The 24,011-nt window shown below is 74.7% G+C and carries 21 protein-coding genes; 16 read left to right on the plus strand and 5 right to left on the minus strand.

All coding sequences use genetic code 11. The annotated features are described in order from the left end of the window. Positions 1-13 precede the first annotated feature (13 nt). Genes ACI789_RS08985 through ACI789_RS09005 form a run of 5 tightly spaced genes read left to right on the plus strand, consistent with a single transcriptional unit; the run spans position 14 to position 6,968 of the window. Entirely contained in the window at positions 14-1,018 is a 1,005-nt protein-coding gene (locus ACI789_RS08985; RefSeq protein WP_457008163.1) for a Gfo/Idh/MocA family protein, read from the plus strand. Further along, complete coding sequence (locus ACI789_RS08990; protein ID WP_457008165.1) at positions 1,015-1,863, plus strand: alpha/beta hydrolase; 849 nt, start codon at positions 1,015-1,017, stop codon at positions 1,861-1,863. Before ACI789_RS08985 ends, ACI789_RS08990 begins: the two co-directional genes overlap by 4 nt. A 49-nt stretch (positions 1,864-1,912) precedes the next feature. Then, positions 1,913-2,479 (plus strand): (2Fe-2S)-binding protein, encoded by a 567-nt coding sequence (locus ACI789_RS08995; protein ID WP_457008167.1) that lies wholly within the window; start codon positions 1,913-1,915, stop codon positions 2,477-2,479. Continuing rightward, positions 2,476-4,815, plus strand: a complete 2,340-nt coding sequence (locus ACI789_RS09000; protein ID WP_457008169.1) for an amidase family protein — start codon at positions 2,476-2,478, stop codon at positions 4,813-4,815. Before ACI789_RS08995 ends, ACI789_RS09000 begins: the two co-directional genes overlap by 4 nt. Before the next feature lie 29 nt (positions 4,816-4,844). Continuing rightward, positions 4,845-6,968 carry a molybdopterin cofactor-binding domain-containing protein gene (locus ACI789_RS09005; RefSeq protein WP_457008171.1) on the plus strand — a complete coding sequence of 708 codons (2,124 nt, stop codon included), beginning with the start codon at positions 4,845-4,847 and terminating at the stop codon, positions 6,966-6,968. 25 nt (positions 6,969-6,993) lie between these two features. On the opposite strand, the gene ACI789_RS09010 is transcribed toward ACI789_RS09005, so the two are convergent. The 3 genes from ACI789_RS09010 to ACI789_RS09020 form a co-directional block, all read right to left on the minus strand. After that, complete coding sequence (locus tag ACI789_RS09010; RefSeq protein ID WP_457008173.1) at positions 6,994-7,767, minus strand: hypothetical protein; 774 nt, start codon at positions 7,765-7,767, stop codon at positions 6,994-6,996. Positions 7,768-7,859: 92 nt separating this feature from the next. Then, positions 7,860-8,720, minus strand: a complete 861-nt coding sequence (locus ACI789_RS09015) for an amidohydrolase family protein (protein WP_457008175.1) — start codon at positions 8,718-8,720, stop codon at positions 7,860-7,862. Between the two features lie 2 nt (positions 8,721-8,722). Then, a complete protein-coding gene (locus ACI789_RS09020) occupies positions 8,723-9,739 on the minus strand; it encodes an LLM class flavin-dependent oxidoreductase (RefSeq protein ID WP_457008177.1) in 1,017 nt (338 codons plus the stop codon). Between the two features lie 205 nt (positions 9,740-9,944). Here ACI789_RS09020 and ACI789_RS09025 point away from each other — a divergent pair, with 205 nt between their 5' ends. From ACI789_RS09025 to ACI789_RS09050, 6 genes are all read left to right on the plus strand, one after another. Then, a complete protein-coding gene (locus ACI789_RS09025; RefSeq protein ID WP_457008179.1) occupies positions 9,945-11,207 on the plus strand; it encodes an ABC transporter substrate-binding protein in 1,263 nt (420 codons plus the stop codon). 74 nt (positions 11,208-11,281) lie between these two features. Next, positions 11,282-12,142 carry a branched-chain amino acid ABC transporter permease gene (locus tag ACI789_RS09030; protein ID WP_456917568.1) on the plus strand — a complete coding sequence of 287 codons (861 nt, stop codon included), beginning with the start codon at positions 11,282-11,284 and terminating at the stop codon, positions 12,140-12,142. Further along, positions 12,139-13,194: a branched-chain amino acid ABC transporter permease gene (locus ACI789_RS09035; RefSeq protein WP_457008181.1), complete on the plus strand. Its 1,056-nt coding sequence runs from the start codon at positions 12,139-12,141 to the stop codon at positions 13,192-13,194. Before ACI789_RS09030 ends, ACI789_RS09035 begins: the two co-directional genes overlap by 4 nt. After that, positions 13,191-13,949, plus strand: coding sequence for an ABC transporter ATP-binding protein (locus ACI789_RS09040; protein WP_456917566.1), 759 nt, complete (start codon positions 13,191-13,193; stop codon positions 13,947-13,949). Before ACI789_RS09035 ends, ACI789_RS09040 begins: the two co-directional genes overlap by 4 nt. Continuing rightward, positions 13,946-14,710, plus strand: coding sequence for an ABC transporter ATP-binding protein (locus tag ACI789_RS09045; RefSeq protein ID WP_457008183.1), 765 nt, complete (start codon positions 13,946-13,948; stop codon positions 14,708-14,710). Before ACI789_RS09040 ends, ACI789_RS09045 begins: the two co-directional genes overlap by 4 nt. A 69-nt stretch (positions 14,711-14,779) precedes the next feature. Continuing rightward, entirely contained in the window at positions 14,780-15,778 is a 999-nt protein-coding gene (locus tag ACI789_RS09050; RefSeq protein ID WP_457008185.1) for an LLM class flavin-dependent oxidoreductase, read from the plus strand. A 9-nt stretch (positions 15,779-15,787) separates the two neighbouring features. Here ACI789_RS09050 and ACI789_RS09055 read toward each other — a convergent pair whose 3' ends face one another. Together ACI789_RS09055 and ACI789_RS09060 are read right to left on the minus strand one after the other, a co-directional pair. Continuing rightward, positions 15,788-17,707 carry a helix-turn-helix domain-containing protein gene (locus tag ACI789_RS09055; RefSeq protein WP_457008187.1) on the minus strand — a complete coding sequence of 640 codons (1,920 nt, stop codon included), beginning with the start codon at positions 17,705-17,707 and terminating at the stop codon, positions 15,788-15,790. A 90-nt stretch (positions 17,708-17,797) separates the two neighbouring features. Beyond that, on the minus strand, positions 17,798-19,765 hold the full coding sequence (locus ACI789_RS09060) for an AMP-binding protein (RefSeq protein WP_457008189.1): 1,968 nt from the start codon (positions 19,763-19,765) through the stop codon (positions 17,798-17,800). A 217-nt stretch (positions 19,766-19,982) separates the two neighbouring features. On the opposite strand from ACI789_RS09060, the gene ACI789_RS09065 reads away from it, so the two are divergent. The 5 genes from ACI789_RS09065 to ACI789_RS09085 are packed head-to-tail and all read left to right on the plus strand — an operon-like array spanning position 19,983 to position 23,999. Next, positions 19,983-21,230, plus strand: coding sequence for an LLM class flavin-dependent oxidoreductase (locus ACI789_RS09065; RefSeq protein ID WP_457008191.1), 1,248 nt, complete (start codon positions 19,983-19,985; stop codon positions 21,228-21,230). Between the two features lies 1 nt (position 21,231). Continuing rightward, positions 21,232-22,539 (plus strand): bifunctional 3,4-dihydroxy-2-butanone-4-phosphate synthase/GTP cyclohydrolase II, encoded by a 1,308-nt coding sequence (locus tag ACI789_RS09070; protein WP_457008192.1) that lies wholly within the window; start codon positions 21,232-21,234, stop codon positions 22,537-22,539. Between the two features lie 29 nt (positions 22,540-22,568). Then, positions 22,569-23,501: a fumarylacetoacetate hydrolase family protein gene (locus ACI789_RS09075; RefSeq protein ID WP_457008193.1), complete on the plus strand. Its 933-nt coding sequence runs from the start codon at positions 22,569-22,571 to the stop codon at positions 23,499-23,501. A gap of 15 nt (positions 23,502-23,516) precedes the next feature. Beyond that, positions 23,517-23,669: a hypothetical protein gene (locus ACI789_RS09080; protein WP_457008195.1), complete on the plus strand. Its 153-nt coding sequence runs from the start codon at positions 23,517-23,519 to the stop codon at positions 23,667-23,669. 9 nt (positions 23,670-23,678) lie between these two features. Continuing rightward, a complete protein-coding gene (locus tag ACI789_RS09085; RefSeq protein WP_456917606.1) occupies positions 23,679-23,999 on the plus strand; it encodes a redoxin domain-containing protein in 321 nt (106 codons plus the stop codon). Positions 24,000-24,011 lie beyond the last annotated feature (12 nt).

Consider the following 24,011-nt stretch of genomic DNA (forward strand, 5'->3'; position numbering starts at 1 on the left):
CGAGAGGCTCCCCATGACTGACGCAGACCGGATCGGCTGGGGCATCGTCGGCCTCGGCCGGATCGCCGACACCGAGATCGCCCCCGCCGTGGCCGCCGCGGACAACAGCACCCTGGTCGGGGTGGTCAGCCGCGACCTGGGCCGGGCCCGGGACTTCGCCGGTCGGCACGGTGCCGCGTCCGCCTACGACGACTTCGGCGCGCTGCTGGTCGACCCCGCGGTCGACGCCGTCTACATCGCCACCCCCAACGCCCTGCACGCCGACCAGGTGGTCGCGGCCGCGGCCGCCGGCAAGCACGTGCTGTGCGACAAGCCGCTGGCGACGACGGTGGCCGACGCCGAGCGCGCCGTCACCGCCTGCCGGGAGGCCGGTGTCGGCCTCGGCATCACCTTCCAGACCCGGCGGCACGAGGGGATGGGCGACCTGCGGGAGCTGGTCGCCCGCGGGGAGATCGGGCCGGTGCGGCTGGTGCAGCTGCAGCTCGGGCCCGGGCGGATGCTGCCGAAGAGCTGGCGCACCGACCCCGCCCTCGCCGGCGCCGGGGTGATGAACAACTTCGGGGTGCACGCCTTCGACCTGCTGCGCTACCTGCTCGACGCCGAGGTGGTGGAGGCCACCGCCGTGGTCGACGTGGAGCCCGGCTACGACGTCGACACCCTCGCCCTCGCCGTGCTCCGCTTCGACAACGGCGCGCTGGCCTACGTCAACGCCAACCAGTCGCTGCCCAACCCCCAGCAGGACCTCTCCGTCCACGGCACCGAGGGCACGGTGCTCGGGCGCAACGTCACCCGGCCGAACCTGACCGGCACCTTCACCGTCATCGGCCCCGACGGCACCAGCGAGCGCACCGTCTCCACCGGCGGCGCCTTCCTCGCCACGGTCCAGGCGTTCGCCGACGCCGTCCTGCGCGGGGAGGACCCCAGCCCGTCGGGCGTGGACGGCCTGCGCAGCGTGGAGCTCATCGCCGCGCTGACCCGCTCCGCGCAGGAGCGGCGGACCGTCGCGCTGGCGCGGTGACGCCCGCCCGGCCGGGGGGAGCGCCGGTCCTCGCCGAGCTGGTGTCGATCCCGACCCTGGGGACGCCGCTGGACGGCCTGTTCTACGAGCCCGGCCGGCCGCCGCGGACGGCGGCGATGCTCATGCACGGCAACGGCATGAACTTCTACTACGGCGCCTCGGGGTTCCTCCCGCCGCACCTGACCGCCGCCGGGCTGGCGGTGCTCAGCTACAACCGGCACGGCCACGACACCGTCAGCGCCCGCACCCGCGTCGCGGAGGGCAACGCCTACCAGACGACGGCGCAGGCGATCGACGACAACGAGCGCGCCGCCGGGTGGCTGGCCGACCGCGGGTACCCGGCCCCGGTCGTGATCGGCCACAGCAACGGCGGGATGCTGGCCTCCGAGCACGTCGTGCGCCATCCCGAGACCCCCGCCCTGGTGCTGCTGTCGGCGCACCTCGGCGGCCGGGAGATGCTCCGCCGCGGGTCCGAGCTCGGGCTGCTGGCCGGCGACCGGCTCGCGGAGCTGACCCGGCGGGCGCACGAGCTGGTCGACGCGGGCCGGCCGGACGAGCTCCTGCTCCTGCCGGGCTGGTTCTACGTGATCACGGCGGGGTCCTTCGTGGACCTGGCGGAGAACCTGCCCGTCCTCCTGGACAACGCCACCAAGATCACCTGCCCGGTCCTCTACGTCCGGGGCGACCGCGAGGACCCGGGCATGTACCCGGCCGAACGGTTCGCCGAGGTGGCGGCCGGGCCCGTCGACGTGCGCATCCTGGCCGACTGCGACCACTTCTACACCGGCCACGAGGCCGCGGTCGGGGAGCTGGTCGCCGGGTGGCTGGACTCGGTGCTGGGGTGACCGGCCGCGCGGGGCCGGGCAGCCGGACGACGCCCGCCGGAGCCGCTCGGTGAGCCGCCCCGCGTGGAGCACCGCCCGCCGGTTGCCCCCGGAGGCGACCTTCCGCCTCCGCGTGAACGGCCGAGAGGAGGAGGTGACCTGCCGCGGGGACGCGCCGCTGCTCCACCTCCTCCGCAACGACCTCGGCCTGCGTGGCTCCCGGTTCGGCTGCGGGCTGGCCCAGTGCGGCGCCTGCATGGTGCTGCTGGACGGGCACCCGACGCCGTCCTGCGACGTCCCGGTGGAGGCCGCGGAGGGACACGACGTCGTCACCGTCGAGGGGCTGGCCGGCGACCGCGTGATGGAGGCGCTGCGGCGGTCCTTCCTGGACCTGCAGGCGGCCCAGTGCGGGTACTGCAGCTCCGGCATCCTCGTCTCCGCGTGCGCCCTCCTCCGGGCGGAGGCGGCCCCGCCGCGGCCCGCGGTGGCGCAGGCGCTGGAGCGGAACCTGTGCCGGTGCGGCAGCCACGAGCGCGTCCTCCGGGCGGTGGCACACGCAGCCGCCGCCCTCGCCGACGACCGGCCCGCAGCCGGCCCTGCGTCCTCCACCACCGACGACGGACGGGGCGACCGATGACCGACGACCCGACTCCCGGCCGGCCCTTCCGGCTGGAGGAGGCGACCATCGAGGACCTCCACCGGGCCATCCGCGCCGGGGAGGTCACCTGCGTCGAGGTCGTGCAGCACTACATCGACCGGGCACGCGCCTACAACGGCGTGGCCAGCCGGCTCGTGACCGCGGACGGCGCTCCGGTGCCCCCCGCCACCGGCACCGTCCGGGCCGGGGCTCCGCTGCGGTTCCCCACGGAGACCGTCGCGGCCGCCACGATCCTCCCGGACCTGGAGAAGTACGAGGGGCCGCCGCTGGAGTTCGGCCGGATGGAGGCCACCGCCTCCGACCCGGGGGTGCAGCAGCAGTTCGGGATGATCGCCGGGATCCCCGGAGGCGGACAGCTCAACGCGCTGGCCACCCTGAACATCCGGGGCGAGCGGTCGGTCACCTGCCGGGGCGACTTCGACCGCCACCCCGACGACGGGCCGCTGCCCCCGGACGCGCCGGCGGTGTGCGAGCTGTTCCGCCGGCAGCCCGACGCGCTCGAGCAGGCCGCCGCGCTCGACGCCGCGTACGGCCGCGACCCCGACCTCGAGGCGATGCCCGTGTACGGGGTCGTCTTCTCCTTCAAGGACCCCTTCGACACCGCGGACATGCGCACCACGGGCGGCGCCGACGCCCGGTTCGACATCGACTTCCCGGCGCGAGACCACGCGCTGGTCGCCCAGCTGCGCGCGAAGGGCGCGATCATCTACGCCAAGGCGGTCTGCACCGAGTACAACGGCCGGGTCGGCGACCCGGGCGGCCGCCACCGGCCCGACGCCGTCCTGCCCTCCACCCTCGGCTACCAGCGCAGCACCTGGGGCGGGAACCCGGCCAACCCCTACGACACCACCCGGTCGGCGTCGCTGGGCTCGAGCTCGGGGTCCGGCGTCTCGGTCAGCGCCAACCTCGTCATGTGCAGCCTGGGCGAGGAGACCCGGGCGTCGTGCCGGGGCCCGGCCAACCACAACGCCGTCGCGCTGGTCCTCCCGCACAAGGCGATGCTCGGCTTCGACGGCGGGGCCATCGGCGCCGACATCCACGTCGACCGGACCGGGGTCCTCGCACGCACGCTGCACGACGCGGCCCGGGTCCTCGACGCCCTCCGCGACCCCGTCGAGGGCTACTACGACCCCCGCGACCCGCACACCACCGTGCCGCGATCGAGCGTGCTGCCCGCCTACGCCCCGCACGCCCGGCGCACCGGGGAGGCCGGCGCGCTGCGCGGCACGCGGATCGGCGTCGTCCGCGAGTCCATGCTCACCCGCCCCGACGCCCCCGCCTCCTCGGTCATCCCCCCGCGCGCCGCCGCGGAGATCACGGCGGTCCTCGGCCGGCACCTGGGCGCCACCCTCGTCGAGTCCGCCGACCCGCTCTGGTCGCCCGACCCCGACGCCGAACCCATGGTCACCGACTTCCGGCGGGCGCTGGCCCGCCTGGTGCCGGTCTTCCTGCCGGACCTGCTGTTCCGCCTGCGGCCGGACGGGACGCCGCTGTTCCCGGACGTCGCGGCCGCCGTCGTCCCGACGGAGTTCGTGCCCGGCCGGGTGTTCGGGACCGGCAGCATGCAGCCGGTCGACTACCTGGTCGAGCTGGCCGACGAGCGCATCGCCGCGCCGGCGAACCTGGACCTCGCCACGGTCCAGGACCAGGAGCTGGCGATGGCCTTCCGCTTCCACATCCCCCAGTACCTGACCCGCCGCGCGGCCGACTGGCGTGCGCGGGGCCACACCGAGACCCTCGTCGACTTCGCCGCGCTCAACGCCCGCTCGAAGTTCTGGGGCGACGACCAGCGGGCCTGGTGGCGCAACTGGGAGGAGGTGACCGACGTGCGCAACCCGCTCGACCAGCGCCAGGGCATCCCCGAGCGGATCATGCTCCGCGAGCTGCTGCGACGGGTGGACGTGATGGTCCTGCTCGAGAACCACCTCGACGTCCTCGTCCGGCTGCACACCCCGCTCCCGCCGGGGAAGATCGGCTCCGCCATCGAACCCGGCACCCCGCAGAACCTCCGCCCGGAGTCCTTCTCCGGCCCCAACGCCGGCCTGACCGAGGTCCTGGTCCCGGCGGGCTACGTCCGGACCGTCCACGACCCGGTCTTCACGCTCAGCGCCGACCGCACCGAGTACGTGCCGACGGAGTCCGACCGGGCGACCACCCTGCCCGAGCCGGGGCTGCCGTTCTCGCTCGTCTTCCGGGCCGAGCCCGGCCGGGAGGACGTCGTCCTGCAGGTCGCCTCGGCCTACGAGGCCGCCTCCCGCCGCCGCATCCCGCCGCCGGCGTTCGGCCCTCTCCCGGGACGGGCCGGCGCGCCGTGAGCGGCCCCGGCAGGCGCACCCCGTCCCCGGTGACCGGGGTCCCCGACCCGCCGGGGCCCAGCCTGCGCGCGAACCCCCTGCCGTCCTCGTGGCTGGGGTTCCGGGCCGACGGCGGGGTCCTGCTGCGGGTCGGCAAGGTGGAGCTGGGCCAGGGGATCCTCACCGCGCTGAGGCAGATCGCCGCGGAGGAGCTCGACGTCGGCGTGGAGCGGATCACGCTGGTCCCGGCGGGCACCGACGGGAGCCCGGACGAGGGGCTGACCGCCGGGAGCCGGTCGGTGATGGACTCGGGGACCGCGGTCCGGACCGTCTGCGCCGAGGTCCGGGCCTGCGCGCTGGACGCGGCATCCGCCCGCACCGGCGTCCCGGCCGAGCGGCTGACCGTCGTCGACGGGGAGGTGCGCGACGAGACGGGGCGCCCCTGCGGGACCTACGCAGACCTCGTGGACCGGGCCGCCCTCGACGTCCCGGTGTCCGGCACGGCGCTGCCCAAGGACCCCGCCCGGTACCGGGTGGTCGGCCGCAGCCTGCCGCGGGTCGACCTGCCGTCGAAGCTCACCGGCGCGCCGGCGTTCGTCCACGACCTGGCCCTGCCCGGCCAGCTGTCCGGCCGGGTCGTGCGCCCGCCGGCACCCTCGGCGCGCCTCGTGTCCTGCGACGAGCGGCCGGCCCGCGAGCTGCCCGCGGTCGTCGCCGTCGTGCGGGAGGGGGACTTCCTCGGCGTCGTCGCGACCCGTGAGGAGGAGGCGGTGCGCGCTGCCGAGCGGCTCCGTGCCGCCGCCCGCTGGGAGGAACCGGACGGCCGGGTCGGGTGGCTCCCGGGCGAGCTGGTGGGGCAGGAGGCCGAGTGCACCGAGGTGGCGCGGCGGCGCGACCCCGCGGCCGGCGACCGGGTCGTCGCGGCGTTGCGTGCCACCTACACCCGCCCCTACGTCGCGCACGCCTCGATCGGCCCGGGCTGCGCCGTCGCGCGCTGGGATGACGACCGGCTCGAGGTCTGGTGCGCCAGCCAGGGCATCCACCCCCTGCGGCGGGCGCTCGCTGCCGCGCTCGGCCTCGCCCCGGGCCGCGTCGTCGTCCGGCACGTCGAGGGCTCCGGCTGCTACGGCCACAACAGCGCCGACGACGTCGCCTGCGACGCGGCCCTGCTCGCCCGGGCCGTGCCCGGCCGGCCGGTCCAGGTCGTGTGGTCGCGCGAGGACGAGTTCGCGTGGGAGCCCTACGGGCCGGCGATGGCGGTGGCGATCGAGGCCGGCGTGGACGAGCGCGGGGACCTGGTGACCTGGGCCTCCGACGCCTGGGGCACCGGGCACCTCAGCCGGCCGGGCTTCGACGGCCGTCCGGGGCTGCTCGGCGCCCGCCTCGCCGCCGGTGCGCCCGCCGACCCGGCCGCGGACCCGTCGCTGGCCACCGGAGGGGGCAACGCCCGCGACGCCGTCCCCGAGTACCGCGTCGCCGACCTCGCCGTCCGCGCGCACCGGGTGCTGGAGATGCCGCTGCGGACCTCGGCGCTGCGGGGGCTGGGCGCCACCGTGAACGTGTTCGCCATCGAGTCGGCGGTGGACGAGCTGGCGGTCCGCGCCGGGGTCGACCCACTGGAGTACCGGGTGCGACAGCTGGCCGACGACCGTGCCCGCGCCGTCCTCCGGGCGGTCGCCGAGCGGTCCGGGTGGGCCGGCCGGCAGCCGGCCGAGTCGATCGGCTGGGGGGTGGGCTACTCCCGCTACAAGGACGTCTGCGGCTACTGCGCGGCGGTCGCGCGGGTCGAGGCGGTCAGCGAGCTCCGGGTGACCGACCTGTGGGTCGCCGTGGACGCCGGGCAGGTGGTCAACCCCGACGGGCTGGTCAACCAGCTCGAGGGCGGCGCGATCCAGGCCACCAGCTGGGCGCTGCGCGAGCAGGTGTCCTTCGACGACCGGACGGTCACCAGCCGGGACTGGGACGGCTACCCGGTGCTGCGCTTCCCGGACGTGCCCCGGGTGTCCGTGACGCTGCTGGACCGGCCGTGGGAACCGCCGCTCGGCGCCGGGGAGGTGACCGGGGGACCGGTGACCGCGGCCCTGGCCAACGCGCTCGCCGACGCGGTCGGCGTCCGCGTCCGGGAGCTGCCGCTGACGCCGGAGCGGATCACCGCCGCCATCCTGGCGAGCTGACCGGTGCGGCCGGCGGCGAGGCGCCTCAGCCGGCGGCCAGCAGGACCACGCCGGCGGTCGCCGTCGCCAGGCCCGCCTGCTGGCCGGCGCCCAGCCGCTCCCGCAGCAGGACGACGGCCAGCGCCACGGTGACCAGCGGGGACAGCGTCGCCAGCACCGACACGACGCTCACCAGGCCCGCGGAGGTGGCCGCCGCGAACGCGGTGACCCCGCCGAGGATCAGCAGCCCGTTGAGGGTGACCAGCGGCAGCGCCGACCGCGCCAGCCGCAGCGGCGACCGGCGGGCCAGCGGCACCAGGACGACGGTGACCAGCAGCATCGCCCGGCTGGTGAACACCGCCCACATGCCGCCGGCCAGGTCGGTGCCGCCGAGGGCCACCGCCTCGGCGAACAGGCTGAGGAACACGCCGTAGAGCAGCGCCCAGAGAGCGGCCAGCCCCAGCCCCAGCCGGCGCCGCCCGCCGGGCGGGTCCTCCCCGGAGCCACCGGCCTGCCCTGCCGCGACCAGCACCACGCCGAGCAGGGCGAGGGGGATGCCGGCCAGCTGCGCCAGCGCGGGACGCTCGCCGAGGGCCAGCGCGACCACGACCGGGACCGCGCCGCCGGAGGCGCCGATCGGGGCCATCACCGACAGCCGCAGGTGCTGGGCGCACTCGAACATGGCCAGCAGCGCCAGCCCGTTGGCGACCCCGGCCAGCAGGCCGAACACCAGCGCGCCGGCCGGTGGCGCGGGCGCGCGCAGCAGGGCGACGACCAGGCCGGCCCCGGCCACGCCCGCGACCTGGCCCGCGGCCAGCACCGCGCCCGGGTCGTGCCGCCGGCCGAGGACCGGCCCCAGGTAGGCCGCCGACCCGAACAGCAGGGCGGTGAGCAGGCCGAGCAGGATCGCGGTCAGGCCGGCCAGCCCAGCCAGCGCAGCACGCTGCCGCCCATGACGGCGTCGACGTCCGGGCCGGAGAGGAAGTCCAGGTCCTCGCGGAACAGCCGGACCAGGTCGGCGTAGGAGCCCCGCAGCCGGGAGAGGTCCGAGCCCCAGAACAGCCGGTCGGGGCCGTAGGCGTCGAACAGGCGACGCAGGTGCGGGTGCATCGCCGGCCAGGGGTAGCCCTCGGTGCTGTAGCAGGGGACGGCGGTCACCTTCACCGACACGTTGGGCAGCGCCGCCAGCCCGGCGAGCTCCTCGATCTCCGGCCCGGCGGCGGCGTCGGTGCCCTGCCCGGTCAGCCCGAGGTGGTCCACGGCCAGCCGCAGCCCCGGCCGGCGCTTCGCCAGGTCCGCGAGCGCGCCGAGCTGGCCGGAGGCCAGCAGGGCCACCGGCACGTCCTCGGCCTCGGCGAACGCCCACAGCCACTCCGCGCCCGCGTCGTCCACCCGGCCGGCGTCGGCGGGCAGGAAGACCAGCCGGACGCCGGCCACGACCGGGTCGCGCAGCAGCTCCCGGACCGGACCGGGGTCGCCGGTGCGCAGGTCGACCCGGGCCATCACGCGGAAGGCGTCGGGCGCCTCGGTCGCGCAGGCGACCGCGTAGTCGTTGCGGTACCCCTCGAAGAACGGCGGCACGAGGACGGCGCGGTCGACGCCGGCCTCGCGCATCTCGCGCAGCAGCGTCGGGCCGCTGATCGGCTCGGCCCGGTGCATGGCCTGGGCCCGCTCCGCGCCGCCGGGCGGCCACGGCCGGTCGGGCGCCTCGGGCAGCCACACGTGCACCTGCGCGTCGACCACCGGCGTCCCGCCGGCCCCCTGCGGAGCCACGGTCACCACTCCCGGACCACGGGGAGGACCTCGGTCGCCAGCAGGTCGAGCGAGGACATGATCCGCTCGTGCGGCAGGCCGCCCAGGTGCAGGAAGAGCATCACCCGCTCGACGCCGAGCTCGCGGATCTCGCGCAGCCGCGACAGGACCGTCTCCGGGCTGCCGAACAGGGCGCTGTCGCGCAGGTCGGCGTCCAGGTCGAACGGGCTGCGCCCGCCCGGGTCGCTGCCCGCCTGCGCCCGCCGCAGCTTGTCGGCGTAACCGAGGAAGTCCTTGTAGGGACCCTCCGCCTCGTCCCACGCCCGCTCGTCGGTCGGCGCCACGTGCGCGGCCCGGGCCAGGTACACCCGGCCGTCCTCCAGCCGCGCGCCGGCGCCCTCGAGCGCCTCGGCGTAGCGCTTCACCTGACCGGCGGTGACGGTGAGCGAGGTGCCCTGCGGCAGCAGCACGCCCCAGTCGTTGGCCGCGCACTGGGCCAGCCCGTCGGGGCTGTCGGTGGCCACCCACAGCGGCGGGTGCGGCCGCTGCACCGGTCGCGGCTGGGGGGAGGCGTCCTCGAACGACCAGAACCGCCCCGAGTAGGAGACCGGGCCGTCGGCCGACCAGACCCGCTGCAGCACGTCGAGGGCCTCGGCGAAGCGGTCGTGCTTCTCGCCGATGTCCACCCCGTACCCGCGGAACTCCCCGGGCTGGTAACCGCGGCCGATGCCCAGGTCGAGCCGGCCCCCGCTGAGCTGGTCGACCGTCGCGGCGGACTCGGCGAAGCGCAGCGGGTGGTGCAGCGGGAGGACCGACACCGCGGTGCCCAGCCGCACCGAGCTCGTGCGGGCGGCCAGGTGCCCGAGGACGGTGAGGCTGTCGGACACGATGCCGTGCCGGCTGAAGTGGTGCTCGGTCAGCCAGACGGAGTCGAAGCCGACCGCGTCGGCGTGGCAGGCCTGGGTGAGCGCCTGCTCGTACCGGTCGCGCTGGTCGCTGCCCTCGGGCCACTGGATGGAGTGGAACAGACCGATCTGCATGCGGTCCTCGCCTTCGTCTGAGGCGTTCGGGAGGCGGGGACGGCGACCCGGCCGCACCCACGCCGCATGCAACAGCACGCGACCGCGCCTGTGATTGTGCCGTTCCACAAGGTGGGTCCGCTCGATCATGTGCACGCACATGAGACGTAGATCACCACTGCGCTCGTAGGGTTCGCCCACCTGTCGACGGCGAGAGGTGGGTGTCATGCGGGCTAAGGCCGGGATGGTGGCGGGGGTGGCACTCCTGCTCGCCGCCTGCGGTGGGACGGTGGCCGGAGGCGACGGCGGCGGGGGCGGAGGTGGGGGAGGCTCCACCGAGCCGGTCAAGATCGGCGTCATCACCGGGCTGACCGGCGCCTACGTGCAGCTGGGCGAGGAGCAGCGCAACGGCGCGGAGCTGGCGGTGGAGCAGCTCGGCGGGAAGATCGGCGACCGGCCGATCGAGCTCGTCGTCCGCGACGACCAGCTCAAGCCGGACGTCGCCCTGCGCGAGGCCCAGGCGCTGGTCCAGGAGGAGCAGGTCGACTTCCTCACCGGCTGCGTCTCGGCGGCCACGACCCTGGCGATGAACCAGATCGCCGCGCAGGCCGGCGTCCCGTACCTGGGCGCGTGCCAGACCGAGCAGCTCAACCGGCCGCCGAACTTCGACCCGGCGATCACCTACCACCTCGCGCCGGTCCCGTCGCAGACGACGAACGCCGCGGCGCCGTTCATCTGCAGCGAGCTCGGGCAGAGCGTCTTCCTGCTGCTGCCGGACTACGCGTTCGGTTACGAGCAGGAGGCCGGCTACAAGAACGCGATCGCCGAGCAGTCCGGCTGCTCGGTCGCCGGCACCGCGTACTTCCCGCTGGGCACCACCGACTTCAACCCCTACGTCCCGACGATCGAGGGGTCCGGCGCGCAGGTCCTGGTCTTCGGCGGCGTCGGCCGCGACCAGGTGAGCTTCCTGCGCCAGGCCTCGCAGTTCGGCCTGACCGACCGGTTCAAGACCTTCTTCACCCTCGAGGACCTCAGCTTCGACCAGGAGCTCGGCTTCGACCTGATCGACAACACCTGGGCGATGTCCGCCTTCTACTGGAACGTCGACGACGACGGCGTGCAGCAGTACGTCGAGGCCTACCGGGAGGCGAACGGCTCGGTGCCGGGCGGCTACGGCGTCTACACCTACAACGCGGTGAACCTCATCGCCCAGCAGGTGGAGGCGGGCAACGACACCCCCGAGGCCTTCCGCGAGGGGATGGAGGGCCTGGAGGTCACCCTCGGACAGGGCGACATGACCATCCGCGCCTGCGACCACCAGGCGCTGATCCCGATCTACATCCTCGAGGGCCTGGCGGCCGACGAGGCGGAGAGCCGCGGCGGGGACGCCCAGTTCGGCTACCGCGAGGTCGTGGCCACCGCGCCCGGGACCGAGGAGTACGCGCCCACCTGCGACGAGGTGAAGAGCGAGTTCCAGCGCGTGGGCTGACCGGCCCGCCCGCGGGGTCACGGGGGTCCGCGGGCCGGCCGGTCCGGACGGCACCCCACCAGGGAAGGAGGCGCATGGACCAGTTGCTCTCCCAGCTCGTGCTGGGGCTCGTCAGCGGTGCCCTGCTCGTGCTGCTCGCGCTCGGCCTGAACCTGATCTTCGGCCTGCTCGAGTTCATCAACTTCGCCCACGGCGCCCTGTACATGGTGGGCGCCTACGTCACCTCGTACCTGGCCGCGGCGACCGGCAGCATCTGGCCGGCGCTGCTGCTGGTGCCCGTCGTGATGGCCGCGCTCGGCGCGCTGCTGGAGCGGACGGTCATCAAGCCCATGTACGGGCGCGACCAGGTCGACGCCCTGCTGCTCACCTTCGGCCTGACCTACATCCTCATCGAGGGCGTGCGGCTGGTCGCCGGCTCCGGTGGCCGCCGCGTCCCCTCGCCGGGGCTGCTGGACTTCCAGGTCCCCCTGGGGTTCGGCCGCCCCATCCCGGCCTACCTGCTGTTCGTCGTGATCGTCGTCGGCCTCGTCGTCGCCGGGCTGTGGCTGTTCCTGCAGCGGACCAACGTCGGGCTGGTCGTGCGCGCCGGCATCCGCGACCACGTGATGATCCGGGCGCTGGGGGTGCGCTTCGACCGCTACCGCACCCTGGTGTTCGCCCTCGGCGTGGCGGTCGCCGGCATCGCCGGGGTCCTCACCGGGCCGATCACCGGCGTCTACCCGGAGATGGGCGCCGACATCCTCATCCTCGCGTTCGTGGTCGTGGTCGTCGGCGGCATGGGCAGCTTCTGGGGCGCCGTCGCCGCGGGGCTGCTGATCGGCGTCGTGGTCTCCCTGACCACGCTGTACGCGAGCATCTACGCCGGGATCGTGCCGTTCGTGCTGATGATCCTGGTGATGACGTTCCGGCCGCGCGGCCTGCTGGGGGCGACATGACCGACCTGAGGACCTCGTCCGCCTCGGACGGCACCCCCGACGCCGGGGCGGCGGCGGTCACCGTCGCACGGGCCCGGGGGGTGGGGCCGGCCCGCTGGACCTGGGGGCAGCTGGTGCTGCTCGTGGTCCTCGCGGTGGTCGTCATGTTCACCGTGCCCAACCCGAGCCTGGCGATCGGCATGCTCGTCTACGGGCTGTGGGCCTCGGGGCTGAACCTGCTGGTCGGCTACGGCGGCCTGGTGTCCTTCGGGCACGCGCTGCCGTTCGCCTGGGGCGGCTACGCGGCGGGGCTGGTGCTCCTGCACGTCAGCACCAGCGCCTGGCTGGCCCTGCTGGTCTCGGCACTGAGCATGGCGGTGCTCTCGCTGCTGGTCGGGGCGGTGTGCCTGCGCCGCACCGAGGTGTACTTCTCGATGCTCACGCTGGCCTTCGCCCAGCTCGGCTTCTTCATCGCGCTGCAGTGGGACAGCGTCACCCGCGGGGACGACGGCCTGTCCGGGATCCCGGTCTCGACGCTGTGGCTGCCGGGTGCGTCGATCGAGCTCAACGCGCTGCGCGACCCGCTGACCTTCTTCGTGTTCACCGCGGTGGTCGTGCTGGTCGTCTTCGCCGCGCTCATCCTCTACACCGAGTCGCCGATGGGCCGGGTCCTGCAGGCGATCCGGGAGAACGAGGAGCGGGCCCGCGGGTGCGGCTACAACACCCGGCTGGTCCAGCTGGTCACCTTCGTCGTCGCCGGCACGGTCGCGGGGCTGGCCGGCGGCCTGTTCGCGATGCTCAACAACTTCGTCGGCCTGCAGCCGTACTGGCTGCTGTCCGGCGTCGTGCTGATCATGGTGATCCTCGGCGGGCGGTCGTCGCTGTTCGGGCCGTTCCTGGGCGCGGTCGTCTACCTGCTCCTGGAGAGCAGCCTGAGCCGCACCTTCGCGTCCTGGCAGCTCATCGTCGGCGCGATCTTCGTGCTGTGCGTGCTGGCCTTCCCGCAGGGGCTGTGGGGCCTGCTCACGCAGACGCTGCCGGGACTGTTCCGGCGGGGACGGAGGGCGTCGTGAGCGGTCCGGGACGCGACCTGGTCCTGCAGGCCGAGGGGCTGGACCGCTCCTTCGGCGGCATCCACGCGGTCGACGACGTGTCGCTGGAGGTCCCCGAGGGCAGCCTGCACGCGATCATCGGCCCCAACGGGTCGGGCAAGACGACGCTGTTCAACCTGATCACCGGGCACACCCGGCCCAGCGCCGGACGGGTGCGGTTCGCCGGCGAGGACATCACCGGCATGCCGTACTCGAAGGTGGCCCGGAAGGGGCTGGCGAAGTCCTACCAGATCACCACGGTCTTCCCGCTGCTCACCGTCTTCGAGAACGTGCGCATCGCGGCCCAGGCGGCGTCCCACTCGTACGTGTTCTGGCGCCCGGCCGACGGGATCAAGCCGGTCCTCCGGCGCACCGAGGAGGTGCTCGAGCGGATCGGCCTGGCCGCCGACCGGGACGTCATCGCCAGCAACCTCTCCCACGGCGACCAGCGCCGGCTCGACCTCGCGATCGCGCTGGCCACCCGGCCCCGCCTGCTGCTCCTCGACGAGCCGACGGCGGGGATGAGCCCACCCGAGACGGCCGCGACCGTCGAGCTCGTGCAGGAGCTGAACCGCGACGTGACCATCCTGATGATCGAGCACAAGATGGACGTGATCCTCTCCATCGCCGACCGGATCACCGTCCTGCACCAGGGCCGCAAGCTGTTCGAGGGGACGCCGGACGAGGTGCGGACCCACCCCGAGGTCCAGGCCGTCTACCTGACGGGCAGCCGGTGAGCACCGCCCAGGGCGCCGGTCGCGCCGAGCGGGCCGACGCCGCCGCGCCCACGCTGCTCGAGGTCGCCGACATCCAGGCCTACTACGGGCTGGCGCACGTGCTGCAGGGGGTCTCGCTCACCGTGCAGCCGGGGGAGCTGGTCGCGCTGCTGGGCCGCAACGGGGCCGGCAAGACCACCACGGTGAAGTCGATCATGGGTCTGGTCACCGTCCGCGGCGGGCGGATCCGCTGCGCCGGGCGGGACGTCGTCGGGCTGCCGGCCGAGAGCGTCGCCCAGAACGGGGTCGGCTACGTGCCCGAGGACCGCCGGATGTTCCCGGGGCTCACCGTGCGGGAGAACTTCCGCCTGGCCGCGCTGGGCTCCCGCGTGCCCAAGCCCGAGCAGCAGGCCGCCATCGACCGTGCCCTGCAGGTCTTCCCGCAGCTCGAGGCGCACCTGGACCGCGACGCCTCCCGCCTGTCGGGCGGCCAGCAGCAGATGGTCGCCGTCGGCCGGGCGCTCATCTGCGGCCGCAACCTGCTGCTGGTCGACGAGGTGACCCAGGGCCTGGCGCCCAACATCGCCGCCGACATGGGCACCACCCTGCGCCGGATCGCCGACGAGGGGCACGGGGTGCTGCTCGTCGAGCAGAACGCCCAGATGGCCCTCGAGCTCGCCGACCGGGTCTACGTCATCGACTCCGGGGTGATCGTGCACTCGGGCGTCGCCGCCGAGCTGCGCCGCGACCCCGGCTGGATGGAGCAGTACCTGCAGCTGTGACCCGCCTGCGGTCCTGACGCCTGCAGCCGGAACCCGTCGTGCACCACTCGAGGGAGGACCCCTGCCCGCATGGCCGAGACCGGTGTCGCGCTGCCCACCTTCGTCCCCGCCCGCACCTGCGAGTTCGTCGAGCTGGCCCGCGCCGCCGAGGACGCCGGCTACGCCGCCTTCTACACGACCGAGTCGCTGACCGACACCCTCGCCATCGACCTGGCGATGCTGCTGGGCACCAGCCGCATCCGGGTCGGCAGCTGCGTGGCGATCAGCTACCTGCGCCACCCGGTCATCGCCGCGCAGATGGCCGTGACCGCGTCGGACCTCTCCGGTGGCCGGTTCGTACTGGGCCTCGGGCTGGGTCACAAGGTCCGGCTGGCCGCCCTCGGCGTCGAGGTGGGCCGGCCGAGCGAGGACCTGCCGGCCTACGTGCGCGACGTCAAGGCGGTGCTGGAGGGCCGCGGCCGGGAGCGCTACCCCGACCTGCCGCCGCAGGTCTACCAGGGGGAGCTGCTGGACTTCCGGCTCCCCGAGCACCCGGTACCGGTCTACACCGCCGCGGTCGGCCCGAAGATGGCCGAGGCCGGGGCGGCGGTGTCCGACGGGGTGATGGCGTGGCTGGTCCCGCGCTCGGGCCTGGCGGTGCTGGCCGCGGCGACCGCCCGCGCGGGGGAGCGCACCGGCCGGCCCGCGCCGCCGGTCGAGGCCACGGTGCACGCCTTCGTCACCGACGACCTCGCCGCGGCGCGGGACGCCGCCCGGGCCTCGCTCGGCTACTGGGTCGGGCTGCCCAGCTACAACAGCGCCCTGGCCCGGGCCGGCTACGAGGCCGAGGCCGCGGCGATCGCCGCCGCCTTCGCCGCCGACGACCAGGCGGGCCTGCGCGCGGCCATCTCCGACCGGCTGGTCGACGAGTACTGCCTGGTGGGGCCGCCGGAGCGGTGCCGGGAGCAGCTCGCCGCCTGGCACGAGACCGACGCGGCGACCGTCGCGGTCGTCCCGCACCCGGTGCAGGAGGCGGACGGCTACGTCGCGGGCGTGCGCCGGGCCATCGACCGGCTCGCGCCCCGCTGAGCGGACCGGTCAGGCCGGGTCGCCGAGCACGGCCTCGACCATGAGCGCCAGCTGCAGGTGCAGCAGCGCCTGCGGGTCGCCGAGGTCGCAGTCGAGCAGCTCCTCCACCCGACGCAGCCGGTAGGCCACCGTGTTGGGGTGCACGTGCAGCGCCTTGGCCGTGACCGAGACGTTGCACCGGTGGGACATGTAGGAGTCCAGGGTCGCCCGCAGGCTGGTCTGGTGCTGCCGGTCGTACTCCCGGACGGTGCCGAGCATCGAGTCGGCGAAGGACTGCAGCTCGCGCGGCCGCTTCACCTGCAGCAGCAGCCGGTAGGCGCCGATCGTGTCGAGGGAGACCACGCGGTCGCCGCGCTCGGCGTGCTGCACCAGGTCGAGCACCCCGCAGGTCAGCCGGTAGGCGTCGCCGTACTCGTGGACGTCGGTGCAGCTCGGTCCCACGCTGATCGTCGCCGTCCAGCCGCTGGCGTAGGCCTGGATCTCCCGGCGGAGGTGCTCGGCGAAGTCCCGGGCCGAGCGGTTGGCCTCCCCGTCGTGCCACAGCACCACGACGTGGTCGCTGCGGGTCGCGGTGAGCGTGGCCCCCCGCCAGGCGGCGCCGGTCCGCTGCACCAGGGAGAGCAGCGCCCGCTGCGCGTAGGCCGCACGGTCCTCCGTGCCCGGCCCGGTCGTGTCCGGGGTCGGGTCGCGCCGGATCACCAGCACCGTGTGCGGCCGGGACAGGTCGGCGCCGAGCTGGCGGGCGCGGGCGTGCAGCGCCTCCGGGGCCTGGGTGCCCGGGTCGAGCAGGTCGTCGAGGAAGTCGCGGGACAGCCGCCACTCCACCTCCTGGGCGGTGCGCTCCTTGAGCAGCGCCAGCGCGACGACCGCGGCGGCGCGGGCGAGCGCCCGCCGCTGCGCCGCGCCCAGCGGCTGCTGCGGGTGCAGCGCCCACAGGTGCCCCACCGTCTCCTCGTCGAGGACGACGGGGACCACCAGCCCCTCCGACCCGGCCGGCAGCCCCTCCTCCCGGGGCACCGTCACCGCGTCGACGTCCACCTCCTCGCCGAGCCGGGTCCGGGCCCGCGACCAGGCCGCGGCGACCTGGCGCTGGCCGGCGCCGGGCCGCCCGCCCCCGCCCGCCGAGGCCAGCAGCCGGCCGCCGGCGTCGTCGATCGCGACCCCGCACCGCAGCATCGCCGCGACCGACTCGGCGATGGCCGAGAGCCCGCCGCCGCGAAGCACGACCCGCAGCAGCTCCCCGTGGTCGTCGTCGGCCTGGCGCTGCGCGTCGAGCTCGGTGCGCTGGCCCGCGGCCTCGGCGGCGAGCCGGTCGGCCCGCTCCCGGGCCTCGGCCAGCCGGCGGGTGGTCTCGATGGCCAGGCCCGCCTGGTTGGCCATGCTCTCCATGAGGATGATCTCGCGGGCGGAGAAGTCGTGCGCGTCCACCGTGTAGCAGTTGACCAGCCCGAACGGGACCTGCCCCACGACCAGCGGCACCGCCAGCAGCGACGAGTACCCCTGCTGCGCCGCGACGGTCTCCCACGAGCGCGACGGCGCGTCCGCCGAGATGTCGAGCACCGTGACCGGTCGCTGCGCGCGGAACGCCCGGCTGGAGGGCCCCTCGCCGGTGTCGCAGGCGCGCAGCAGGATCGGCGTCCGCGCGTTGATGGCGTCGATGTACTCCTGGGACAGCCCGTAGCTGCCCTGGATGATCAGCGCCTCCCGCTCGGGGTCGGCGACGAAGACCGCGCAGAAGTCGTAGCCGGTGAGCCGGGCGGTCGTGCCGGCGATGAGGTCGAGCAGCTCGTCCAGGGGCGCGGCCCGGTTGGCCGCGCGGGTGATCTCGGCGATCGCGTCCAGCCACGAGCTCAGCTCGGCGGCGGCCGGCTCCCCGGCGAGGAGGACGTCGGCCTCGACGAGCGGCGGGTGCACCACGACGGATCCCACCTCCACAGCACTGTGTTGCAGGTCACGCCACTCTACGGACACCGCAACCCCCCTTCCGCGTTCTGCGCGCCGATCACCCGACCGCGTTCCTCACCCGACCGGCGCGGTCTCCGGGCGCGGCCACCGGTCGAGGACCCGGACGTCCTCCATCGAGGAGAGGTCGCCGGCCGGCACGCCGAGGTAGGAGGCGCGGGCGACGCGGCGCAGGACCTTGCCGTTGCGGGTCTTGGGCAGCGCCTCGACGACGTGCACCGCGCGCGGGGCCATCGCCCGGCCCAGGGCCGCGGTCAGCACCTCGCGCAGCGCCGGGACGGCGGCGTCGGCGTCCACCCCGTCGTGCAGCACGACGAAGCAGACCAGCGCCTCGCCCTTGACGTCGTCCGGGACCCCGACGGCGGCGGCCTCGACGACCCGCTCGTCGGCGACCAGCAGAGACTCCACCTCGGCCGGGCCCAGCCGCTTGCCGGCGACCTTGATCGTGTCGTCGGAGCGGCCCAGCAGGTACCAGTGGCCGTCGGCGTCGACGTAGGCGAGGTCGCCGTGGTGCCAGACGCCGGGGAAGCGCCGCCAGTACGTCTCGAGGTAGCGCTCGCCGTCGCGCCAGAAGCCCCGGGTCATGCCCGGCCAGACCGAGCGGACGACGAGCTCGCCGATCTCCCCGCGCACCGACCGGCCGTGCTCGTCGACGACGTCGGCGCGCACACCGAGGGTGGGGCCGGCGAACGACGTGGGCTTGACCGGCAGGAACGTCGAGCCGCACAGCAGCGACCCGCCGATCTCGGTGCCGCCGGAGATGTTGACGATCGGCGCGCGGCCCTTGCCCACGTGCTCGGCGCACCAGCGCCAGGGGCCGGCGTTCCACGGTTCCCCGGTGGACCCGATCGCCCGCAGGTCGGGCAGCTCGTGCCGGTCGGGCCAGGAGTCGCCGTGGGCCATGAGCGCGCGGACGACGGTGGGGGAGATGCCCAGCACGGTGGTGCCGCTGCGCTCGGCGACCGCCCAGAGCCGGTCGGGCTCGGGCCAGTCCGGCACGCCCTCGAAGAAGACGGCGGTGCCGCCGTTGCCCAGTGCCGCCGCGATGACGAACGAGCCCATGACCCAGCCCATGTCGGTCAGCCACAGCATCGCCGCGGTCTCGTCGACGCCCATGGCGTGCCGGGCCTCCAGCGCCACCTTGAACGGCAGGCCGGCGTGGGTGTGCACGCAGCCCTTGGGCCGGCCGGTGCTGCCCGAGGTGTAGAGCAGCAGGCACGGGGCGTCGGCGTCCATGGGCTCGGCGTCGGCCACCGGCTCGGCGGCGGCGCAGGCCTCGTGCCACCACCGGTCGCGCCCCGGCGTCATCGGGACGTCGACCCCGAGCCGGCGCACGACCAGGACGGTGTGCAGCCCCGGCAGGTCCTGCACGGCCTCGTCGGCGACCTGCTTGAGCGGCACCGGCCGCCCGCGGCGGGGGACGGCGTCGCAGGTGACCAGCACCGAGGCGCCGGAGTCCTCCAGCCGCGCGCGCACCGCCAGCGGCCCGTAGCCGCTGAACAGCGGCACGACCACCGCGCCGGTCTTGGCCGCGGCGAGCACGGTGGCGATGGCCTCGGGCACCATCGGCAGCAGCAGGGCCACGACGTCCCCGGTGCCGACGCCGGCGGCGCGCAGCGCGCCCGCGGCCGCGTCGACCTCGGCCTTGAGCTCGGCGTAGGTCAGGGTGCGGGTGGCCCCGTCGTCGCCCTCCCACCAGACGGCGCGGGCCTCGCCGCGCCCCTCGCGCACCCAGCGGTCGACGGCGAAGTCGGCCCAGTTGAGCTGCCCGCCGGGGAAGAAGCGGGGGTGCGGGGCGCCGCGCGACAGGTCGAGCACGGCCTCGTACGGGCGCATCCACGGGATGCCCAGGTCGGCCATCCCCGCGGCCCAGTACCACTCGGGGTCGGCGGCGGCGCGGGCCACGAACTCCTGCGGGTCGGTGATGCCGTGACGGGCCGCCATCCGCCCCGCGGGCGAGTCGGCGAAGGCCCCGGGTGGGGGCGTCCAGGCCACGGCCAGGCCCTCGAGCTCGTCGATCGGCAACGCAGGTCTCCTCCCGTCCGCGCCGACCCGGGAGGGCCGTCGTGGGCGTCGAGTATCGAGTGGTCGCGGGCCTGCCCGGCTTGTGCGCGGCCACAAAGGGAGCCGGGCAGACACTGTCGGGACCTCAGCAGTCAGGCCCCGCCGTCCTCCGTAGCGTCGCTGGCCGACGGGGGTGACCCACCCCACAGTCTGCGACGACGAGTGGAGGCCGGCGGCCATGGTGAAAGTGATCCTGCAGCTCTACCCCCAGGTGGCCGCGACCCGCGAGGAGCGCATCGAGCAGCGGCCCCTCGGCCGCGACGCCGAGCGGTACCAGGCGCTCATCCGGGAGATGCCGACGATCGTGCGGGCGGCCGACGAGCTGGGCCTGTGGGGCATCTCCTCCATCGAGCACCACTTCCACAGCGAGGGCTACGAGGTCGGCCCCAACCCGGGCCTGCTCGACGCCTACTGGGCGGCCATGACGAAGAACATCCGCGTCGGCCAGCTCGGCTACACGATGAGCGCGCAGAACCCCTTCCGCGTGGCCGAGGACGTCGCGGTGATCGACCACCTCTCCGGCGGTCGCTCGTTCTGCGGCTTCTCCCGCGGCTACCAGGCCCGCTGGACCAACATCCTCGGCCAGCACCTGGGCACCCGCGCGACGCTGTCGCCGTCGGGCAACCAGGAGAAGATGGCCGAGCTGGACGACGCCACCAAGGCCGCCCGGATCTCCGACGACCAGGTCAACCGCGAGATCTTCGAGGAGAACGTCGAGCTGGTGCTCCAGTCCTGGACCCAGGACAGCGTCGAGGCCAAGGGCCGCTGGCAGGTGCCCTACCCCTACGACGAGGGCGTCGACTGGACGATGACGGCGACCCGCGAGCTCGGCGCGCCCGGCGAGATGGACGAGCACAACCGGATCCGGCGGGTCAGCGTCGTGCCCACCCCGCTGCAGAGGCCCTACCCGCCGGTGTTCGTCTCCAGCAACGCCAGCAAGGAGACGATCGAGTACTGCGGGCCGCGCGGGTTCATCCCGACCTACTTCTCCAAGATCGAGCGGGCGGCCGAGTTCGGCGCGGCCTACGTCGAGGCCGCGGCCGGCGCCGGGCGGAACTACGCGCTGGGGCAGAACCAGGCGCTGGTCCGCTGGGGGCAGATGGCCGAGACCGAGGACGAGGCCCGCCGCATGGTCGCCGAGTACGACGTCGACATCTTCCGCGACCTCTACGCCGGCACCACCCCGATGAAGTTCGACCCGGCCAACCCGGTGGACTCCGTCGTCAACTCCGGGCTGTGGGTCGTGGGCACCCCCGAGCAGGTCCGGGACCAGTACGTCGAGCTGTGGCGGCAGCTGCCGGCCGAGTACGTCGTGCTCATCTACCACTGGGCGCAGCAGCCGGCCGAGAGCGTCGTCCGACAGCTGGAGCTGTTCATGGAGCACGTCAAGCCCGCGCTCGACGAGATGACCCCCTACGAGGCCTGACGTGGGCGACGCGGAGCCGGGCACCGGAGGGCCGCGGTTCGACCCGGTCGAGCTGGCGGTGCAGGAGATCGCCGACGGCGGCATGGTCCTGGTGGTCGACGACGAGGACCGCGAGGACGAGGGCGACCTCGTCATGGCCGCCGAGCACGTCCGCCCGCCGGACCTGGCGTTCATGGTCCGCCACGGCTCCGGGGTGGTGTGCGTGGCCCTGACCGGGGAGCGCTGCGACCGGCTGGACCTGCCGCTCATGGTGGGCGACCGCAACACCGAGTCGCACCGGACGGCGTTCACCCACACCGTGGACCTCGCGGCGGGGACGACGACGGGCATCTCGGCGGCCGACCGGGCGGCGACCATCCGCGCCCTGGCGGACCCGGCCGTGGGCGCGGCCGCCTTCAACCGGCCCGGCCACGTCTTCCCGCTGCGCGCCCGGGAGGGCGGCGTGCTCAAGCGGGCCGGGCACACCGAGGCGGCGGTCGACCTGGCGCGGCTGGCCGGGCTGGAGCCGGCCGGGGTGATCTGCGAGGTGGTCAACGACGACGGCACGATGGCCCGCCGTCCCGACCTGTTCCGCTTCGCCGCCGCGCACGGCCTGCCGATCATCACCGTCGCCGACCTGATCGCCCACCGCCGGCGGGTCGACGTGCTGGTGGAGCGGACGGGGGAGGCCCGGGTGCCCACGCCGTGGGGGGAGTTCCGGTGCGTCAGCTACCGGTCGGTCCTCGACGGCACCGAGCACGCGGCCTTCACCCTCGGCGACGTCGCCGGCGACGACGAGCTCCTCGTGCGGGTGCACAGCGAGTGCCTGACCGGCGACATCTTCCGGTCCCTGCGCTGCGACTGCGGCCCGCAGCTGGAGGCGGCGATGGCCCGGGTCGCCGCGGCCGGCCGCGGGGCGGTCGTGTACCTGCGCGGGCACGAGGGCCGGGGGATCGGCCTGGGGCACAAGCTGCGCGCCTACGGCCTGCAGGACGCCGGGCGGGACACCGTGGACGCCAACCTCGACCTCGGCGTCCCGGTCGACAGCCGGGAGTACGGCGTCGGGGCGCAGATCCTCGTCGACCTCGGTGCCCGCCGGCTGCGGCTGCTGACCAACAACCCGGCCAAGTACGGCGGCCTGACCGGCTACGGGCTGGAGATCGTGGCCCGCGAGCCGCTGCTGACCGCGCCGAACCCGGAGAACCTCGTCTACCTGCGGACCAAGCAGCGGCGGATGGGCCACCTGCTCGAGGGCCTGGAGGACCCGCCGGCCGTCGTCCCCGCGCCGCCCCGCGACCTGTTCGCGGGGTCCGGCTCCGCACTCGTCTGACCCCCGACCCCTCTCGAGGAGGACCCCCCGTGCGCTGGACCACCTACGTGTCGCCGTCCGACGGCCAGGAGCACCCCGCGGTGCTCGTCGACGGCGCCCTGCACGGGTTGCGCACGGCGACCCGGCTGCTCGACCTGCTCGGCGACGACGGCGAGCTGCTCGCGCGGTCGGCCGAGCAGGCACAGGCCGACCCGCTCGACGTCGTCCCCGAGGCCGAGGCCCGGCTGCGCGCGCCGATCCCGGTGCCGCCGTCGGTCCGCGACTTCTACGCCTTCGAGACCCACGTGCGGACCTACCGGGAGGCCAACGGCCTGCAGATGGACCCCGACTGGTACCAGCGGCCGGTCTTCTACTTCCAGAACCCGGCGGCGATCCGCGGTCCGCGCGACGACGTGCCGCTGCCGCCCGGCTGCACGGACTTCGACTTCGAGCTGGAGTTCGCCGCGGTCATCGGCCGGACGGGGGCCAACCTCACGCCCGAGGAGGCCGAGCGGCACATCGCGGGCTACCTGCTGTTCTGCGACTGGAGCGCCCGGGACCTGCAGGCCCAGGAGGTCCGGCACAGCATGGGCCCGGTCAAGGGCAAGGACACCGCGACCAGCCTCGGACCGTGGCTGGTCACCCCCGACGAGCTCGAGCCCCGCCGGCGGGACCGGTCGTTCGACCTGCAGATGCAGGCGTCGGTGAACGGGCAGATCTACAGCAAGGGCAACGCCGCCGACCTGTACTGGAGCTTCGGCCAGATGATCGCCTACGCCTCCCGGGGCACCGAGGTGCGGACCGGCGACGTCATCGGCAGCGGCACGGTGGGCACCGGGTGCATCCTCGAGCTGTCCACCGTGCACAGCTCGGAGCAGTACCCGTGGCTGCGGCCCGGCGACGCGGTGCGGCTGGAGACCGAGCTGCTCGGCGCCATCACCGCGACCATCACCGAGCCCCAGCCGCTGCACCCCCTGCAGTGACGTGAGGAGGACCCGGTGTCCGCACTCCCGCCCGCCGTCGACGTCGGTGACCGCGCGCCCGCGTTCCGGCTCCGGCACACCTTCGACGACGACGTCGACCTGGCCGAGCGGCTGCAGCACGGCCCGGTCGTCCTGCTCTTCTACGTCTTCGACTTCGGCAGCGTCTAGACGGCCGAGCTGTCCCAGTTGGGACAACGGGCCGACGAGATCCGCGCGCTGGGTGCCGACGTCCTCGCGGTCGCCGTCACCGCCACGTTCTCGCAGCAGGCCTTCGCCCGCTCCCTGGGCGTGGACTTCCCGCTGCTGTCGGACTGGGACCGCACCGTGTGCGCCGACTACGGGGTGCGCTACGACGTGTGGAAGGGGCACGCCGGCCTGGCCAAGCGGTCGGTCTTCGTCATCGACCGCGATGGCGTGGTCCGGTACCGGTGGGTCACCGACGACGCCCTCGTCCTCCCGGACCTCGACGCGGTCGTGGCGGCGCTGCGGGACCTGTGAGGCGACCTCGGG

The organism is Geodermatophilus sp. SYSU D00965 (genome assembly GCF_054050075.1).

What these genes read in the sequence shown, in the direction of transcription:
- ACI789_RS08985 (WP_457008163.1), top strand. Translation starts at nt 14, where the DNA reads ATGACTGACGCAGACCGGATCGGCTGGGGCATCGTCGGCCTCGGCCGG.
- ACI789_RS09000 (WP_457008169.1), top strand. Translation starts at nt 2,476, where the DNA reads ATGACCGACGACCCGACTCCCGGCCGGCCCTTCCGGCTGGAGGAGGCG.
- ACI789_RS09020 (WP_457008177.1), bottom strand. Translation starts at nt 9,739, where the DNA reads ATGCAGATCGGTCTGTTCCACTCCATCCAGTGGCCCGAGGGCAGCGAC.
- ACI789_RS09025 (WP_457008179.1), top strand. Translation starts at nt 9,945, where the DNA reads ATGCGGGCTAAGGCCGGGATGGTGGCGGGGGTGGCACTCCTGCTCGCC.
- ACI789_RS09030 (WP_456917568.1), top strand. Translation starts at nt 11,282, where the DNA reads ATGGACCAGTTGCTCTCCCAGCTCGTGCTGGGGCTCGTCAGCGGTGCC.
- ACI789_RS09035 (WP_457008181.1), top strand. Translation starts at nt 12,139, where the DNA reads ATGACCGACCTGAGGACCTCGTCCGCCTCGGACGGCACCCCCGACGCC.
- ACI789_RS09050 (WP_457008185.1), top strand. Translation starts at nt 14,780, where the DNA reads ATGGCCGAGACCGGTGTCGCGCTGCCCACCTTCGTCCCCGCCCGCACC.
- ACI789_RS09065 (WP_457008191.1), top strand. Translation starts at nt 19,983, where the DNA reads ATGGTGAAAGTGATCCTGCAGCTCTACCCCCAGGTGGCCGCGACCCGC.